Source organism: Pseudohalioglobus lutimaris (assembly GCF_002866825.1).
GTDB lineage: Bacteria > Pseudomonadota > Gammaproteobacteria > Pseudomonadales > Halieaceae > Halioglobus > Halioglobus lutimaris.
The window spans coordinates 24,145-39,733 of sequence record NZ_PKUS01000027.1 but is presented as its reverse complement, the minus strand read 5'-3'; the positions used below and the strand labels follow the sequence as shown (position 1 = coordinate 39,733).

16 protein-coding genes and 1 pseudogene are annotated in these 15,589 nt (G+C 57.3%); 9 read left to right on the top strand and 8 right to left on the bottom strand.

The window, feature by feature from the left end; all coding sequences use genetic code 11:
- Together C0039_RS16395 and C0039_RS16390 are read right to left on the bottom strand one after the other, a co-directional pair.
- Positions 1-710: pseudogene (locus C0039_RS16395) on the bottom strand (ATP-dependent DNA helicase DinG); the annotation flags it as partial.
- Positions 704-1,876 (bottom strand): 1-acyl-sn-glycerol-3-phosphate acyltransferase, encoded by a 1,173-nt coding sequence (locus C0039_RS16390; protein ID WP_243391645.1) that lies wholly within the window; start codon positions 1,874-1,876, stop codon positions 704-706. The pseudogene C0039_RS16395 and the gene C0039_RS16390, both read right to left, overlap by 7 nt.
- A gap of 150 nt (positions 1,877-2,026) precedes the next feature.
- Between C0039_RS16390 and C0039_RS16385 the strand changes: the two genes are divergently transcribed.
- Complete coding sequence (locus C0039_RS16385; RefSeq protein ID WP_075998863.1) at positions 2,027-2,254, top strand: hypothetical protein; 228 nt, start codon at positions 2,027-2,029, stop codon at positions 2,252-2,254.
- A gap of 246 nt (positions 2,255-2,500) precedes the next feature.
- Entirely contained in the window at positions 2,501-2,773 is a 273-nt protein-coding gene (locus C0039_RS16380) for a hypothetical protein (protein WP_075998864.1), read from the top strand.
- A gap of 60 nt (positions 2,774-2,833) precedes the next feature.
- Here the strand turns inward: C0039_RS16380 and C0039_RS16375 are convergent, their stop codons facing one another.
- Both C0039_RS16375 and C0039_RS16370 read right to left on the bottom strand, forming a co-directional pair.
- Positions 2,834-3,835 carry a tyrosine-protein phosphatase gene (locus tag C0039_RS16375; RefSeq protein ID WP_101518702.1) on the bottom strand — a complete coding sequence of 334 codons (1,002 nt, stop codon included), beginning with the start codon at positions 3,833-3,835 and terminating at the stop codon, positions 2,834-2,836.
- Positions 3,836-3,891: 56 nt separating this feature from the next.
- A complete protein-coding gene (locus C0039_RS16370) occupies positions 3,892-4,527 on the bottom strand; it encodes a TetR/AcrR family transcriptional regulator (RefSeq protein WP_075998865.1) in 636 nt (211 codons plus the stop codon).
- Between the two features lie 270 nt (positions 4,528-4,797).
- Between C0039_RS16370 and rpsT the strand changes: the two genes are divergently transcribed.
- The gene (rpsT, locus tag C0039_RS16365; RefSeq protein WP_075998866.1) at positions 4,798-5,064 is read left to right on the top strand and encodes a 30S ribosomal protein S20; all 267 of its coding nucleotides are present in this window, start codon (positions 4,798-4,800) and stop codon (positions 5,062-5,064) included.
- Between the two features lie 139 nt (positions 5,065-5,203).
- Here rpsT and C0039_RS16360 read toward each other — a convergent pair whose 3' ends face one another.
- A complete protein-coding gene (locus C0039_RS16360; protein ID WP_075998867.1) occupies positions 5,204-6,394 on the bottom strand; it encodes a ferritin-like domain-containing protein in 1,191 nt (396 codons plus the stop codon).
- 106 nt (positions 6,395-6,500) lie between these two features.
- Between C0039_RS16360 and C0039_RS16355 the strand changes: the two genes are divergently transcribed.
- Both C0039_RS16355 and C0039_RS16350 read left to right on the top strand, forming a co-directional pair.
- A complete protein-coding gene (locus tag C0039_RS16355) occupies positions 6,501-7,499 on the top strand; it encodes an AraC family transcriptional regulator (RefSeq protein WP_101518703.1) in 999 nt (332 codons plus the stop codon).
- Positions 7,492-8,559, top strand: a complete 1,068-nt coding sequence (locus tag C0039_RS16350) for a patatin-like phospholipase family protein (protein WP_243391644.1) — start codon at positions 7,492-7,494, stop codon at positions 8,557-8,559. The genes C0039_RS16355 and C0039_RS16350 overlap by 8 nt, the downstream gene beginning before the upstream one ends.
- A gap of 1 nt (position 8,560) precedes the next feature.
- Here the strand turns inward: C0039_RS16350 and C0039_RS16345 are convergent, their stop codons facing one another.
- The 3 genes from C0039_RS16345 to C0039_RS16335 all read right to left on the bottom strand — a co-directional run bounded on the left by C0039_RS16345 (position 8,561) and on the right by C0039_RS16335 (position 11,239).
- Positions 8,561-8,821, bottom strand: coding sequence for a polyhydroxyalkanoic acid system family protein (locus tag C0039_RS16345; protein ID WP_232334868.1), 261 nt, complete (start codon positions 8,819-8,821; stop codon positions 8,561-8,563).
- Positions 8,822-8,903: 82 nt separating this feature from the next.
- Positions 8,904-10,370, bottom strand: a complete 1,467-nt coding sequence (locus tag C0039_RS16340) for an acetyl-CoA acetyltransferase (protein ID WP_101518700.1) — start codon at positions 10,368-10,370, stop codon at positions 8,904-8,906.
- Positions 10,371-10,372: 2 nt separating this feature from the next.
- Positions 10,373-11,239 carry a TIGR03619 family F420-dependent LLM class oxidoreductase gene (locus tag C0039_RS16335; RefSeq protein ID WP_075998870.1) on the bottom strand — a complete coding sequence of 289 codons (867 nt, stop codon included), beginning with the start codon at positions 11,237-11,239 and terminating at the stop codon, positions 10,373-10,375.
- A gap of 192 nt (positions 11,240-11,431) precedes the next feature.
- Here C0039_RS16335 and hslO point away from each other — a divergent pair, with 192 nt between their 5' ends.
- The 4 genes from hslO (at position 11,432) to C0039_RS16315 (ending at position 15,584) form a co-directional block, all read left to right on the top strand.
- Entirely contained in the window at positions 11,432-12,319 is an 888-nt protein-coding gene (hslO, locus tag C0039_RS16330; protein WP_101518699.1) for an Hsp33 family molecular chaperone HslO, read from the top strand.
- A gap of 137 nt (positions 12,320-12,456) precedes the next feature.
- Positions 12,457-14,016: a phosphoenolpyruvate carboxykinase gene (locus tag C0039_RS16325; RefSeq protein ID WP_101518698.1), complete on the top strand. Its 1,560-nt coding sequence runs from the start codon at positions 12,457-12,459 to the stop codon at positions 14,014-14,016.
- Between the two features lie 372 nt (positions 14,017-14,388).
- Positions 14,389-14,907 carry a hypothetical protein gene (locus C0039_RS16320; protein ID WP_075998873.1) on the top strand — a complete coding sequence of 173 codons (519 nt, stop codon included), beginning with the start codon at positions 14,389-14,391 and terminating at the stop codon, positions 14,905-14,907.
- A gap of 197 nt (positions 14,908-15,104) precedes the next feature.
- Positions 15,105-15,584, top strand: coding sequence for a phasin family protein (locus C0039_RS16315; protein WP_101518697.1), 480 nt, complete (start codon positions 15,105-15,107; stop codon positions 15,582-15,584).
- Positions 15,585-15,589 lie beyond the last annotated feature (5 nt).

Below are 15,589 nucleotides of genomic sequence, written 5' to 3'. Positions count from 1 at the left end.
AGGGCAAGATCATGGTTGGTTACAATCACGTCTGCGTTCTGTAACTCGTCGCGCGCCTGGAAAAAGCTACACTGGGCGATATTCGGGCAGCGCCGGCCTGTGCACTGGGCATGGTCCGTGGTTGCGGGAAACCAGATCCCCTCGGCGATAGCGTCCGGCCAGTTATCCCTGTCTCCATCCCATTGGCCACGACCGAGGGCATCAATCATGGCGTTGTAGACCGGTACCGCCTCCACCGGAGTTGCAGGCTCGAGCTCTTCAGGCTGCAGTGCCAGCATACCGGTCTCCCCCTTACCCTCAACCAGCAGGCGGTCGAGCTTGGAGAGACACACGTAACGGCGGCGACCTTTGGCCAGCGCATAAGTGAACTCAAGCCCGCTGTGACGCTTGATATCCGGCAGGTCTTTGTTAACGAACTGCTCCTGCAACGCCACCGTGGCGGTGGCGACAATCAGGCGCTTGTCCAGTGCCAGCGCCATGGGAATGGCAGTCACCGCATAGGCGATGGTCTTGCCTGTTCCTGTTCCCGCTTCAATGACGCAGACCGCAGGCGCCGAGGGCTTCGCCTCGCCAGGGCCAGGGATATTGCCCAGCGTTTTGGCTATTTCCGCTATCATCTGCCGTTGGCCCCAGCGCGGGGTCAACTGCTTGCTGTCCATCAGGGTGGTATATGCCTGGCGGATCTCGTCCTTGAGTGCGTCGGTCAGCAAGGGTAGTGAACCGGCTCCTGTTCTTCCGCCAGGTCCAGTTTACTGACCACTGCATTGGCGTAGATTGCCAGCGCGTAGGGCCGATGCGCCTCAGGCATGGCGTTGATGCGCGCTTCAAAAGCCTCCCGACTGACATCACCGGCTTCGCTGTACAGGTTCCCTGGACGCGGCGCGTGCTCACCATAAAGCATATCGTAGGCATAGAGATTGGTGGGGTGAAGACAGTAGAGATCAATCACCTGGCGATCAATCTGCTGGGCGACGTGGTCAGCATCCTCATACTCTGGACCCAGGGGCTGGCCAAAAGAGACATGCACACGCCCCTTTTGCCCGGAGATTCCCTGCCCTATGGACGCCACGTCTTCCTGCTCTCCCTTTTCATAGCTGCCTGTCGTTGCCAGTTCATGTAGTTCATGCGCCTTGAGCGCATCACAGGGGTCCAACTCATAGGAAATGGCGACCGGGACTATGCCCAGGCTGGCGATGTGCTCGCCAAAACCCTGGGAGCTCTTGTCGCGACTCATACCCAACATCTTGACAATCACGGGTTCGGTGCGGTCCAGGCCATCCTTGGCCCGGCCCTCGCGCTGGGCGATCCATACCGGGGCTTTTTCCTCCAGGAGCGAATGCTGTATGTAATTGGCCAGTTGCCGGGAGGCCGCCAGCAGCTCCCGGGGGCCGTTGACCGACCGTTTGACGATGAAGCTTTTGTTCAGCCGCATGAGATCTGAGACCCAGGGCTTGGTCAGTAAATTATCACCAATGGCAATCCGCACCGTCTGGTGCCCGCCCTGATGCAGCGCATAGTTAGTAAATGCCGGGTCCATGGCAATATCGCGATGATTACTCATGAACAGGTAAGGCCGCGATGAGTCCAGATGATCCAGGCCAGATACGCTGAAGCCACCGCTGGTGGTGTCTATCATTCCCTCAACGTAGGTTTTAATGACCATTTGCATATCGTGGATGCTGCCAACACCCTTGAGCTGGCGCCGCAGCCCCCTGCGTACCAGCCAACGGGCGAGCCTGGGCCAATTGGCCGCCATTTCACTCAGGCGAAAACTGGCCAGTGCGTCGAGTAGCTCCCTGTCCTTGAGCAGGCGAGCCAGCACCTGCGGCACTTCCTCATCGCGGTAAGGGCGTATATCAGCATAGGGATCGGTCAAGGGAAATCCTCGAGAGGGAAAGCGCAACACCTTACCCAAATTCCCACCCTGAGTCATCATCATCAATGACCCTGTATAGAGGCGCTGACTTGCCACAATCTTTCTGCTACCCTGCGCGCCTACAACCACAACACAGATATTGGAGACGCCATGGAAGCCGGTTCCGCCGTCCTGCTTACCCTCGGTTCAGCCGCCCTCATCATGAGCTGGATATTGCTGCTAATCACCTCCTGGAAAGAGGACTACTCCTGGGGCCTGTGCACCATCTTCCTGCCGCCGCTTTCTTATTTGTATGGTCTCTCGCGCCTGGATAAGGCCGGAGAGGCTCTGCTCGTCGCTGTCATCGGCTGGGTCATGGTATTTTTCGCGGTTGGGTAGGCTGCCCAACCAGGCGAAGCGGTCGCAGCAGCGATCACCGCTCATTCCATTTTTGACATCAGATACCCGCTGGAGGTAACGCTCCAGCGGTGACCCAATGCACCAACCACTTAATTTGTTACCATTTTCCACATTAACATTACCAATTGGTAACACTACACCCCCATTACTGCCCGTATAATCTCTGCAGCCGCCCAGGGGCGACCAACCCCGGCGGGTCCATAGTGAAACTTTGAGGTTATTGCGATGAAATTCATCAAGACGGCGGCTTTTGCCGCGATGGCGGTTGTCTCCGCCAGCAGCTTCGCTGCGAAACCCACCAGTATTGTTTTCGACTCAAACAACGAGAACGCGGACGGGACTGCCTACTCTACCTATTTCGTAAATTGCTCCAACGGCAAGAAAAAAGAACTGACTGCCTGGAACAACCGCAAGAAATGGTGCGTTGGTGACGCCACCAGCGAGACCTGTGAGAAGAAGCAGATCAAAGCAGCCAAAGCTGCCTGTAAGGCATCCTGACCCTTACCAGCGCCCTGTCGCGGCTATGACGCCGCGGTAGGTCACCGCCTACCGGCTTCTTCAATCCAGGTAACGCGCTCTCAACTCAGCCAACTCGACAGATCCCACGGCAAGCACTTCACGTAGATAGCGCTCCACAGACCCATAATTTTGCTCAATACTCTCTAGTCCCCTGGCGAGATAATCCTCGTGCACTTCCAACATCGGGCGCACCGCGTCGGCGTCGATGTGCTCCATGCCATACTTTTTCTGCAGGCGCGCCATCTCAGCGTCAGGACTGAAGTATCGCGCTGTCAGCATGTAATCACGCATAACCACTTCCCGGGGCACACCCAGTGCCAGCAATACCAGGGCGACCGCAAAGCCGGTACGGTCCTTGCCGGCAGCGCAGTGCACCAGAAAGCGCGCGTCCTCCAGCGCAAGAATCTCCTGAAACATCCGCGCATAGGTATCGCCCTGGCCCTCCGCAAAGTCCCGGTTTATTTCCACCATGAAGTCGAACATGGCCTGGCGGCCAAACGCGAGCGGACCTCCGCCTTCCTGCTCAGCCTCCTCGAAGAAGCGGGAGTTACTGCCGGGTATGATCGGAAGGCTCGCTACCCGCGGCAGGCGTTGCTCGGGGAGGCGCGACGGATCACTCGCCTGTTCTTCCTCACGGCGAAAATCACAGATCAGGTCCAAATTGAGAGACGCCAATAAATCGATGTCCTGATCGCTAAGAGTAGACAACTGACCTGAACGGAACAGGTAGCCCCATTTGACACGCCTGCCCTCTGCGGTCGGGTACCCACCGAAATCACGGAAGTTGGGCGTGCCCTGCAGGCCGAGCTTGCGCTCGCTGGCTAACACTTCGTTGCCGTGCTGATCACGCAGTAAAAAAAAGTGTCGATTACCGTGAGGCAATCCACTGACTCGCGCACCCGGCCGGTTTTCCCCGGGTGAGATCCTGCCTTCGCCAACGGGCTCCACGCTTACCTGGGTATCGGGGTGACTGGCCTCCCACTCAAGATGATAGTCGCCATCGGCGTCTCGCCAGATATGCACTGAATCAGTATTCAACATATAATTCCAGGTTCTCCTTTATCGGTCTGGCCTCAAAATTGCCCGCCACCCCTCGCTCAATCACCACGGTAGGCGAACACTGCCTTTAGCAGGGTGTTGACCAATGCCAATTGCTGCTCTAACGCCTCCTCACTGAAAGGATCCTGCCCCAGCAGGTCGCGATACATTGGCGCCATCGTCACATATGACATCACCAGGTTATTGAATGCCATCACCGCCCAGGGCTGCAGGCCCTGCCTCGAAAGCTGTCCGAAGTAGTCGCCTTCCAGCTCTTCTTCGTCCGGAGACTGAAACATGGGACTGAACAGGCGCTCGATAATCTCATTGGTATGAGGCCCCCCCGAGAGCGCCGCGTGTTGCAGGAGCCTGGCCAGGTTGGGGTTGGCATGATGTTGACGCACGATGGTATCCAGCCACTGCAGTATCCGCTCCTGGCTCAGTTCGCTGGATTGCTGCATTTCCAACAGCGGCTTGCTGAACTCGACCAGAAGACGCTCCAGTACCGATGCATAGAGGGCCTCCTTGTTGCGAAAGTGGTTGTAGAGACTCGGGGAACGGATACCCACGCGATCGGCAACGTCACCCAGAGAGGTAGCGCTGTAGCCCTTCTGGGCAAACAAGTCCTCCGCCGCATCAAGTATTCGTTCCGCGGTAGTTGGTATATTGTCTTTGGAAGCTACGACTAGGGTCATTGTTTGCGCCGGGGTCACGCCGGCAATGCCGGACCATAAACTAATGGACGTTAGTATACCCTTCGCCGGCCCATGATGACACTGCAAGAGCGGGTCGCATCGCAGCACCCAGGGGCCGCAGTAGCGGATATTCGACCGCTGCACAGACAAATCTTCGGGATGCCGACAGCGGTCATTTGAACCATCTCCGCCCCTGAAGTCGGTTGACAAGCGATACACTAATGTGAATAATCGCGCCTCTTGAATTTTTGACCTCCAGAGGAATTTAACGTGGCCAATTCTCCACAAGCCAAAAAGCGTGCCCGACAGTCTGAAAAGCGACGCACGCACAACGCCAGCCTGCGCTCACTGGTTCGCACCAACATCAAGAAAGTGATTGCCGCTATCGACACCGGCGATGCTGACCAGGCAAAAGCAGCCTACACAGCGGCCGTGCCCGTCATTGATCGCATGGCTGACAAGGGCATCATCCACAAGAACAAGGCCGCTCGCCACAAGAGCCGCCTCAACGCCCAGGTTAAAGCCCTGTCAGCGTAAGTTTATCGCGCCAAAATCAAAAAGCCGGCTTCTCAGCCGGCTTTTTTTTGCCCTGCCAAAAGGGACCAGGGCTACCTGCGGGATCTGGGTAGCCCTTCTCTGCACCCACCCGTAGGGCCGAGCGGATTATTGGCCTGATTCAGGCCGCAGAGCTGGGGGCTGATGCCTCCGCGGCCTTGTCATGAAACTGCGCCAGCATGCTTTGCTCATGCGACTGGGCCTCCTCCGTGTCTAACGGGCGCTCCAGCGCCGCCCAATCGATATCGCCATCTGTTGCCAGATTCTCATAATCAAGTATGCCAAGCTCTTCAAACTTGGGCCTGATACTGTCCGTCATGAGCCCGATGCGTTTCAGGTTAGGCACCACACGCTGAAACAACAGGTTGCGGAATGTCGACATGACAAAGCCATCCAGCACACGGCGGCGCGCATCTTCCACATCCCAACCGAAATGGGCGAACACATCAGTGGACACCAGTCGCTCACGACTCACCACGCACGCCTCGTAAGCAAACTGGGCCCGCTCTTCCCGCTCTTCGTCAGACAGTGTGGTGACGAACTCTTCAAGGTAATTTACGCCAAACGTGACATGACGCGCCTCATCGCGGGTAACCAGGTAGACCACATCCTTGAGCACCGGATCAGGCGTCGTTTCGCGCGTGGTGTTGAAGGCCGACAGTGCCAGCCCCTCGATGACAATCTGCATCCCGATGAACTTCATGTCCCAGCGGGCGTCGGTGAGTATCTTGTCGATAATGCTCTTCAAGTGTGTATTGACCGGGTACATCATGCCGACACGTTGCTGCAGATACTTGTTGAAAACCTCTACATGGCGTGCCTCGTCAAAGGTTTGCGAGGCCGCATAAAGCTTGGCATTGAGCGTTGGCGCGCAGGAGCATAGCTGCGATGCCACCAGCAAGGCACCCTGCTCGCCATGCAGGAACTGGGACAGGCTCCAGGCATTACTGTGCATCCAGTACTCGCGCTTCCTGGCATCGCTGAGCGCCATGTAAGGCGGATAATCGGTCAGGTTCATCATTTCTGCCTGCGCCGCTGCGTCAAGATCAGGAAACGGTCGATCCCAGTCGATATCCATCTCCGGGTCCCAGTTCAGTTGCTTGCCCAGGTCATAGAGCTTCTTGATACGATCATCCTGCACCTTGTAGTCCCAATTGTAGGACCCGGTCAAAGGCGTCTGGAAAATTTCTGCGATATGATCGACGTCTTTCGCGGTAAGGCGATCTTCCATATCGTCAGTAACCTGAGGATTGTCTGCGCCGGCGAAGGTCTGGATCTTGCGTGGCGTATTCTCGACCCACTCTACTTTCATGGTATTCACCTGTTTCTCGTTAGCTTTTAGCCACTATGGTTGATGATGGAAAACGCAACAAGGTAAAGTGTTGTCATTTTATGGTCATATGTGGCCAAATACAGGCATGCCAAACAGCACAACACCAGCGCAGTACATTCTTATCCTCATTGATCTCGCGGAGCAAACCGGCTGCGACCGCAGGAGACTGCTGGCAGGCACGTCACTCTCCGAGAGCGGGATCGACCGCATTGGTGCCCGTGTGGAGGACCGGGACTTCACCCAACTGGCTCTCAACGCCATGATGCTGACCGGCAGACCCGATCTGGGTCTGGAACTGGGCATGCGCCTCAATCTCGGGGCTCACGCCATCCTGGGGCAGGCTTTTATGACTTGCCATAATCTGGGCGAAGCCATCGATTTGTTCATCAAGTATCACCATTTGCTGTCATCAAGCCTGGAGGTATCCTTTACCGATGACGGTGACTACTGCTGTTTCACGTCCATGGAAACGCCTTACGAGCTGCCGCCGCACTTCTCCCATGAACTGCTGTATTCAACGTTTTTGAATACGTTGCGTGGGCTGCTGAACATGCCAGAGCTGCAAATGCGTGTGGACCTGCCCTATGCGCCACCCGAGCACGCCCACCGTTACCAACAAGTATTTGGCGACAACGTGCGCTTCGATTGCGCCCAGGGTGGCGTACGCTTCGACGCCGCGCTGATGCAAGCCCGGCTACCCTCATCCAATCCCGCCCTGCGCAAACTTTACGAGCAGGAGTGCGCAAGACTGCTGGCAGATCTTGAGGAAGACAGTTCCGTGGGCCAGCAGACTCTCAGGCTACTGCGCAAACTTGAGGGCCAGTACCCGCAGATGCCGCAGATTGCGCAGATGCTGAATCTCAGCCCGCGCACCTACAGGCGGAGGCTGGAGCGCGAAGATGAATCCTTCCAGAACCTGTTGGACAAGGTACGCGCGGAGCACGCCACCCACTACCTGCGCAACACCCGGCTCCCCTTATCCTCCATCGCCTATCGGGTTGGGCTCAACGATACATCCAATTTCCGCCGTGCCTATTACAAATGGACCGGACGCACACCACGTGAGGTGCGGCGTGGTGACTAGGGCGCTATCCGTTCACCTCGGCAGCGAAGCGGCGCAGCGCATCGCAGACCGCGGCTGGGATCCAGCCCTCTTCAGCTTACTCCTTGGCGCCTCAGGCGGGCCGAAATGGTTCATTCTGGGCCAACTGGACCGATTCCTGTTTGGCGACTTCCTGCAGAGAAGCGATCAACCGCTGGCCACGCTGGGCTCGTCGATCGGCTCCTGGCGGCATGCCTGTCTCGTCCAGCAGGACCCGGCAGCCGCCATAGAGCGCATGCAGGCTGGATACCTCTACCAGCACTATGAGAGTGAACGCCCCTCGCCAGAAGAGATCAGCGAGGTCAGCAAGGACATACTGCAAGCCGTCCTGGGAACCAATGGGGCCGAAAACCTTGTCGAGCACCCACGCATCACCAGCCATATCGTCACTGCTCGAGGGCGTGGTCCCAGCGGATCGGCCTCACCGGCCCTGCTGGCAACGGGAATGGGCGCTGCGGCACTGGGGAACACCTTGAGCCGCTCACTGCTTCGGCATCACTTCCAGCGCGCGGTGTTCCACAGTGGCGAGCAGGCCCGACCTGGCCTGACTTTCGACGACTTCCAGACTGTTTACTGTCCTTTGCGCACCGACAACGTGTTACAAGCGCTGCACGCCAGCGGTGCTATCCCCTTTGTGCTTACCGGGGAACGGGACATAGCCGGCGCGCCACCCGGTCAGTATTGGGACGGGGGCATCATTGATTACCACTTCGACCTGGAGCAGTACCGCGGAGAAGGCCTGCTGCTGTACCCACACTTTCGAGCGAGCATCGTGCCCGGCTGGTTCGACAAGTTCCTGCCCTGGCGGCAGGCAGCGATCCAGCAGTGGTCAAAGTTGGTGTTGTTATGCCCTGACCAGGACTTTGTCGCCAGCCTTCCCCATGGAAAAATCCCTGATCGTAGTGATTTCACCCGCCTGGGGGAGGAAGAGCGCATTCGCTATTGGGAACAGGCTGTAGAAGCCAGCAAAGCCATGGCAGAGGAGTTTGCTGAACTGGTTAGCGGCCCCGACCCACTTCGTGGGGTGACCGTTCACCGTTGAATCAGGTGATATGCTCGTCCAGGTAGCGCTGCACTTCGCGACGCAGAGTGCCCTCGAACATCGATGTCAATAATCCCAATCGCACCGAAACGTCTATCAGCCCATCGTGAAAGGAAAGCTCGCCATCCACTCCGGCTCCCTTGATCTTCACCCGATCACCTTCCCAGCGGGAACGGACACCGTGCTCCCGACCCAGACTGTCGGCAAGCCCCTCGGCCGCCGCGCGAATCTCTTCTTTGGGCATGGTATAGGGTTTGGTCAAACGAAATCCGGCCACTGCTGCACCTCTCTATTTTTTTATCAAGTATAGAGCATGCCCCGCGCCGGGGCACCTGCCATATAATCTACGATGCCGCGCTGAAAACACCGCCGGACAATACAAAGTGACGCCCACAGCATTCCTCGCTCTCCAGGCTGTCAATTATCACCGGATCTTCACTGTAGGCCACGCTGCGGTTGCCATTAGGCAGGTCGAACACTGCGATGCCTCGCTTGTTATCGCCCATGTATATGACCGTATACCCCGCCACCTCGGCGCCCCCCTCGTAATCAGCGACCAGCTCGCGTATGTCACTGGCAGCGCGTACCTGCTCTGTCACATCGTCGAACACCCAGCCGTCTGGATTAGGCTGCGCTGACCACAGGGCAACGCCCTGCTTGGTCAGCATACCACTGACGGTGGTGACCAGACCGACTTCCCCTGGTTGTTCCCGCAATAGTTGAGCCATGCGCACCGTTGCCTGGTAAACAAAATTATTCAATGGACCGCCACCGAAAGTCATGCCGCCGGTCACGGTCAGGTCGCCCTCCGGGCTCATGCCAAACTCATGCAACTGGGAACGAACGGCAAACGGAAAACACGAATACAGCTCGCGCAGTTGAATATCGTCAAAGCGGACACCCGCCCTGTTCATGGCTGTCTCCCCGGCGATACGAAAGCCCGGGCAGCCTCCCAGTTCGCCGCGGCTGGATACAGTGGACATGAAATTGGACTCGGCAAAAGCCCTGGGGAATATCCAACGATCCCTGGCAATACCCAGTTCCTCGGCAACAGCGACGCTGCAGAAAATCAGCCCCGCACCCTGGTCTACATTCCACTGGCTGTTATGCAACCTGGTGTAGGGGAAGGCCAGCATACGATTGCCAGGGGCCGGCCCCCTGATGGTCTCGGCGGATACCGGCTCATCCACCCAGGCTGCCGGGTTTGCTGCGGCGACTTCGCTGAAGCGCTGATACATCTGCGCCATCTGGTCCCGATGCATATCAGGGCTAATACCCTGAGCATAACGGAGGGCACTGTCCATGATGGCATAGAAACCCACAGGCATTCCCAGTCCGGCAGCTGACTCTACTTCCGACCAGATTTCATTTTCAGGCAATAACATGACGTCGGGTTCAACACCCAGTTGCACCGTCTCCTCAGCCTCTGATCCGGCTCGCGCAGCGCACTGGGCACGATACTTTGCTTCCGCCCCGGTAACCAGAACAACGCGAGCCTCGCCATTGCTGATTTGCTGGCAGGCGCGGGTCAGGAGGGTCTGCTGGGACACACCAATTTCGGCCAGCACAGAACGCGCGTTTTCCGCAGCCAGAGAAGCGGCAAGCAAGCGCCCGGGGTCGCTGTAACCCCATATCCCCTTGGGCACCAGAATCTCGTCAACGCGGTCGAACAAGGCGGGGCAGCCGGCATCTTCCGCTGCATCTCGCAAAGCGCGCTCCATGATGGCCACTGGCTCAAGCGCCTGCTTAAAGTCCGGGTTGTGCTGCTGGAAAGCGGCAACGCCGACCAGAACAGGGGTATTGGGATTCATACTCATCCTCTTATAAATTCGCCAGCATACCAGTCGAGCATGCCAATTTTCTCATCCAGCGACTTATCCGCTTCCATTTCGTAAACATTGCGAAAGCCAATGACTACATCGGTCACACCAATGGACTCCAGCTTTTCAATACCTGCCTCAGTAAAAGCGTCCTGGCCAGTAGTAAAGATCCGGAAGGGTCGATCGATAGTGCCGTACTCTTCACGCAACTGGTTGATACGGCCAATGTAAGCCTGTAGTTGCTGCATATCTGCACCGGCGCACATCCAGCCGTCGCCCACCCGGGCAGCGCGCCGCAGGGCTACGTCTGCATGCCCTCCCACCAGCAGCGGTGTGGGCACACCCGTTACCGGGTTCATCTTGTTTGCCGGCATCTGCAGCACCTCGCCCTGGAAACCGAAAAACTCCCCACTCTCCAGGCCTCTGAGGAGTTCAATCTGTTCGTCAAAACGCTTGCCTCGCTTTTCCCAGGGCACACCGCAGACCGCAAAGTCTTCTTCCCAGGGGCTGATGCCAATGCCGAAATCAAAGCGGTTCCCGGACAACGCCTGTATCCCCTGAACCTGCTTGGCAACCACGGGAGCCTGGCGCACCGCCAGCTTGTAAACAAAGGTAGCCAGCCGGATAGTCTCGGTGACAGCCGCCATAGCGCTCACTGCTACCAGCGACTCTATAAACGGCACGCTCTCCAGAAACGCTCTGGAGCCATCCTTGTTATAGGGATACCTGGAGCTCGCCTCTTGCGGATAGCAAATACTGTCAGGAATTGCCAGGCCATGGAAACCCGCCGCTTCAGCGGCGCGCGCCATAGGCAGGTAGTGACCGGGCTCGCACATACCCACCTGTAGACTGAATCTCATCATCGTCTCCTTGCCAAGCTGACAGATCGGGAAAGAATGCTACTCTAGCGGCTGAGAGCGCCCCGGTCTGCGCGACCTTGAAAATTCGGGGTAGCGGCCTCAAATACTGAACCCACAGTGAAACTTGATACGCCCACCCCGCTTCGCAAGATCAACCGGGGTACCTGTAAACCGACCAGCTGAGCACACCCCATGACTGACACCTCGACCGATCTCCGGGATCGCACGCAACGCTTTCTATTCGAGAACGCCGACATCCGCGGTGAAGCAGTACAGCTGGATAGCGCTTATCGGGAAATCATCGATATTCATCAATATGCGCCCGGGGTCAGTCGCCTGTTGGGCGAATTCATGGCGGCCGCTGTGCTGTTGGCAACAACATTAAAATTCGAGGGCAAGCTGGTATTGCAAGCCCGTTCCGAAGGACAGGTTCCGCTGCTGATGGCCGAATGCGACAACGCACTGCGCATCCGCGCCATCGCCCGCGGCGCTGAGCAGGCCACGTCTGAGCGCTTCGATCAATTACTGCCCGGCGGAACCCTGGCGATTACCGTCGACCCTACACGTGGTCAGCGCTATCAGGGCATTGTTCCTCTCACCGAAGACTCCCTGGCCCACTGTCTGGACGCCTATTTCCGTCAGTCAGAGCAATTGGGCACCCGTTTCTGGCTGGCGGCCAACGGCGAGCGAGCTGCGGGCATGCTGTTACAGCAACTCCCTGCCAATAAGGTTGAGGATCCCGCCCTCCGACGGGAACAATGGGAACACGCCGGTACCCTCGCCACCACCCTGCGGGAGACAGAATTGCTTGAACTGGCCGCCCCGGAAATCATGCACCGGCTCTACCATGAAGAACCGCTGCGCTTGTTCACCCCAAAGCCGGTACGTTTTAAGTGCAATTGCTCCCGGGAACGCACCCTGAACGCCCTGGCATCGCTGCCGGCCGCTGAAGTGCACGAACTACTGGAGGAGTTGGGCAGCATCACCATGGACTGCGAATTTTGCAATCAGCAGTACTGCTTCACTGAGTCGGATCTGCAGGCCGTACTGCAGCCTGATGAGCCCGGTAGACTTCATTAGTCAGCTTTATGGCGGGAATAAAGCAATTCATACCGCGAAGATTTCGCAATCGCCTTCGATTCTGACATAATTGGCGCCCCAAAATCGCCTCAATATCGACCAGGGCTAGAGGCCCTGGCTGCAATACAGGACACACAATGACCGCAACCACTCCAGCCACCCAGGAATATGTCGACCTGGCAACGCCCATCCTCATCGAAGAAGCGCTCAAGCGCGGTGAAGGAACGCTCACTGATACCGGCGCCCTGCTGGTAACAACTGGCAAGCGGACGGGCCGCTCACCCGCTGACCGTTTCACCGTTCGCGAACCCAGCACTGAGGACAGCATCGACTGGGGCAGTGTCAACCGGCCCTTTGACGCAGACAAGTTCGAGGCGCTGTGGGACCGTGTCGAGGCGTATCTCGCTGAAAAGGACCGGTTCGTCTCTCACCTGCATGTCGGTGCCCATGCAGACCACTACATACCGGTAAAAGTGACCACCGAAACCGCCTGGCAGAATCTATTCGGACGCAACATGTTCATCCGCCCGGATAACTATAACAGCGGCCGAAAAGAAGAGTGGAGCATCCTTAATGTCGCGAGTTTCGTCTGTGATCCTGAGCGCGACGGCACCAACTCTGATGGCGTGGTGATCGTCAATTTCGCCCAGCGTAAGGTTCTCCTCGCAGGAATGCGTTATGCAGGCGAGATGAAGAAGTCCATGTTCGCGGTGCAGAACTTCCTGCTACCAGAAAAGGACGTAATGCCCATGCACTGCTCGGCTAACGTCAGCGATGACGGTGCCACCACACTGTTTTTCGGCCTTTCCGGCACCGGCAAAACAACCCTCTCCGCTGACCCGGAAATGTATCTCATCGGGGACGACGAACACGGCTGGGCCAAGGGCTCGGTATTCAACCTTGAGGGCGGCTGCTACGCCAAGACCATCGACCTGTCACAGAAGAACGAGCCCATTATCTGGGACGCGATCCGCTTCGGTGCGATCGTGGAAAACGTGGTGGTGGACGACTCTCGCCACGCTGACTATTGCGATACCTCCCTGAGCGAGAATGGCCGCTGTTGCTACCCATTGGAGCACGTGGAAAAGCGCACAGAGACCAACGCCGGCGGCGAACCGAAATGCGTTATTTTTCTCACCTGTGATGTTTCGGGCGTTTTGCCACCGGTTTCCATACTTTCCAAGGAAGCTGCTGCCTATCACTTCCTCAGCGGCTACACAGCGCGTGTAGGCTCTACCGAGGTCGGCGCTGAAGCCGGCATCAACCCTACGTTTTCCACCTGCTTCGGTGCGCCCTTCATGCCCCGTCCAGCAAGTGATTACGCTGAGCTGTTGATGAAGCGCGTAGAGGACTTCGGTTCACAGGTTTACCTGGTCAATACCGGCTGGACGGGTGGCTCCGGCGCACCAGGCGGCACCGGGGCTCGCTTCCCGATTCCCGTAACCCGCGCTGTCGTTCACGCCTGTCAGAGCGGTGCACTGCTGGGGGCTGAAACCGAGCACCTGGACATCCTCAACCTGGACTTCCCCAGGCACATACCCGGCGTGGACGATAGCTACGTTAACCCCCGGGCGTCATGGCAGGACACAGCAGCTTACGATGAGCAGGCAGGTCAGCTCGCCGGATTGTTTACAGAAAACATCAAGAGCTTTGACGTATCGGACGCGATTGTAGCCGCAGGACCCAAAGCCGGTTAGACGCTGGCGTCGTGCACCAGAAGGGCCCTTCAGCGGGCCCTTTTTTATGGCTCTTCGCGGATTAGCGGGGTTGCTTAGTTTATAGACACTTTCCAGCTGAGCGGCCACCACGAATGGGGTAAGCCTTCCAAGGGCGTGGACGTTTGTTTTCAACCGAGGAAGGCTTACCCCATTCGTGGTGTCCGCTTTGTTTGAATGCCTCATTTCCCGCTAAGGGCGATGAACCTTTTTTATGCCTGCATGAAGCTGCCCAAATAATCTCGCAGGTAGCAGAAAAAAACCTGATATTAGTATGTTTATTCTAATTTTCTACCGTAGTCTTCACTCATTGGCGGGATACACCGTCACCTTTTGAAACCAAGGAGTGAGACCATGGCCGAGCAAATTAGCATTGACGAAGCTGTTGAGAGCGTAAAGAAAACCACCCGCAAGGCTGCCCCCAAGCGCAAGACCCCTGCCAAGAGCAAGGCAACTGCACGTAAGGCACCTGCAAAGCGCAAGCCCGCTGCAAAGCGTAAGCCCGCTGCAAAGAAGACTGCCAAGAAATCTGCACCAGATTTCACTGTACGCGCCAAGGAAAATGGCCGTAACGCATTCCTGGCCAGCCTGGGCTTCTACGGCAAGGCATACGACCAGGTACAGGAGCAGTTCACCAGCATGCAGGACCAGCTGGAAGAGCGCCGCAAGCAAGCTGAGAAAGCTTACAAGGAACTGGTTAAGCGCGGTGAAAAGGTAGAAAAGCAGGCGAAGAAGCGTGTCGACGAGATCGAGCTGCCCAAGTTTGAACTGGACAGCCTGACCGACCGCAAGAAGCTGGACGCTCAGCTGGACAAGGCCAAGGCGCGCTTTGAAGAGCTCAAGGAGTCTGTCGGCTTCAAATCCGCCGCCTAAGCGGAACCATCCAGGCACACTTATCCCTGCATATCAGGGATCTTCCGGGGCTACTTTGTAGCCCCTTTTTTTTGTCTGCAAAATTTACACTACGCGCCCGGGAGGCAGGATGCTGAAGCGGGAAACGCCCCAGCTGTTATTTTTCATCACATTCTGCTTTAATCCCAAACCCTCGAACACAGTCACAGGTCGGAACTATGAGTGATGATAAAAGCAAAGTCACCGACAAGGCGAGCGAGATAGCGAAGAATATCTGGCTGGCCGGCGTAGGTGCCTATGGCCGCGCCGTCGATGAAGCTCAGAGCAGCCTGAAGAAGGCGACGCCCCAACCACCCAAACTGTTTCGCGATCTGGTCAAGGCGGGTACAGCGCTTGAAGAAGAAGCCAGCGAGGCGCGTTCGGCGGCGATCAGTTCAGTGGAAGAGCGCATCGCACAGGTAAGGGAAAACTTCCACCTGCAACGGCCGGCTCGCATCGAGGACCTGGCCAGCCTGCATGAAAAGGTCGACAAACTGTCCCGTAAGGTCGATACACTGGCTCGCCTGATCAAGGCCCAGGATGGCGACACGCGGACCGTGAGCCGCAACAAGGCCGCCACCAAAAAAGCGCCCGCCAAAAAGCCGGTTACGCGAAAAAAAGCAGCAGCCAAATCCACCTCGCGCAAGAAAAAGGACTGACCCGG

What these genes read in the sequence shown, in the direction of transcription:
- C0039_RS16385 (WP_075998863.1), top strand. Translation starts at nt 2,027, where the DNA reads ATGGAAGCCGGTTCCGCCGTCCTGCTTACCCTCGGTTCAGCCGCCCTC.
- C0039_RS16380 (WP_075998864.1), top strand. Translation starts at nt 2,501, where the DNA reads ATGAAATTCATCAAGACGGCGGCTTTTGCCGCGATGGCGGTTGTCTCC.
- C0039_RS16375 (WP_101518702.1), bottom strand. Translation starts at nt 3,835, where the DNA reads ATGTTGAATACTGATTCAGTGCATATCTGGCGAGACGCCGATGGCGAC.
- C0039_RS16370 (WP_075998865.1), bottom strand. Translation starts at nt 4,527, where the DNA reads ATGACCCTAGTCGTAGCTTCCAAAGACAATATACCAACTACCGCGGAA.
- C0039_RS16360 (WP_075998867.1), bottom strand. Translation starts at nt 6,394, where the DNA reads ATGAAAGTAGAGTGGGTCGAGAATACGCCACGCAAGATCCAGACCTTC.
- C0039_RS16355 (WP_101518703.1), top strand. Translation starts at nt 6,501, where the DNA reads ATGCCAAACAGCACAACACCAGCGCAGTACATTCTTATCCTCATTGAT.
- C0039_RS16340 (WP_101518700.1), bottom strand. Translation starts at nt 10,370, where the DNA reads ATGAATCCCAATACCCCTGTTCTGGTCGGCGTTGCCGCTTTCCAGCAG.
- C0039_RS16335 (WP_075998870.1), bottom strand. Translation starts at nt 11,239, where the DNA reads ATGAGATTCAGTCTACAGGTGGGTATGTGCGAGCCCGGTCACTACCTG.
- hslO (WP_101518699.1), top strand. Translation starts at nt 11,432, where the DNA reads ATGACTGACACCTCGACCGATCTCCGGGATCGCACGCAACGCTTTCTA.
- C0039_RS16325 (WP_101518698.1), top strand. Translation starts at nt 12,457, where the DNA reads ATGACCGCAACCACTCCAGCCACCCAGGAATATGTCGACCTGGCAACG.
- C0039_RS16320 (WP_075998873.1), top strand. Translation starts at nt 14,389, where the DNA reads ATGGCCGAGCAAATTAGCATTGACGAAGCTGTTGAGAGCGTAAAGAAA.
- C0039_RS16315 (WP_101518697.1), top strand. Translation starts at nt 15,105, where the DNA reads ATGAGTGATGATAAAAGCAAAGTCACCGACAAGGCGAGCGAGATAGCG.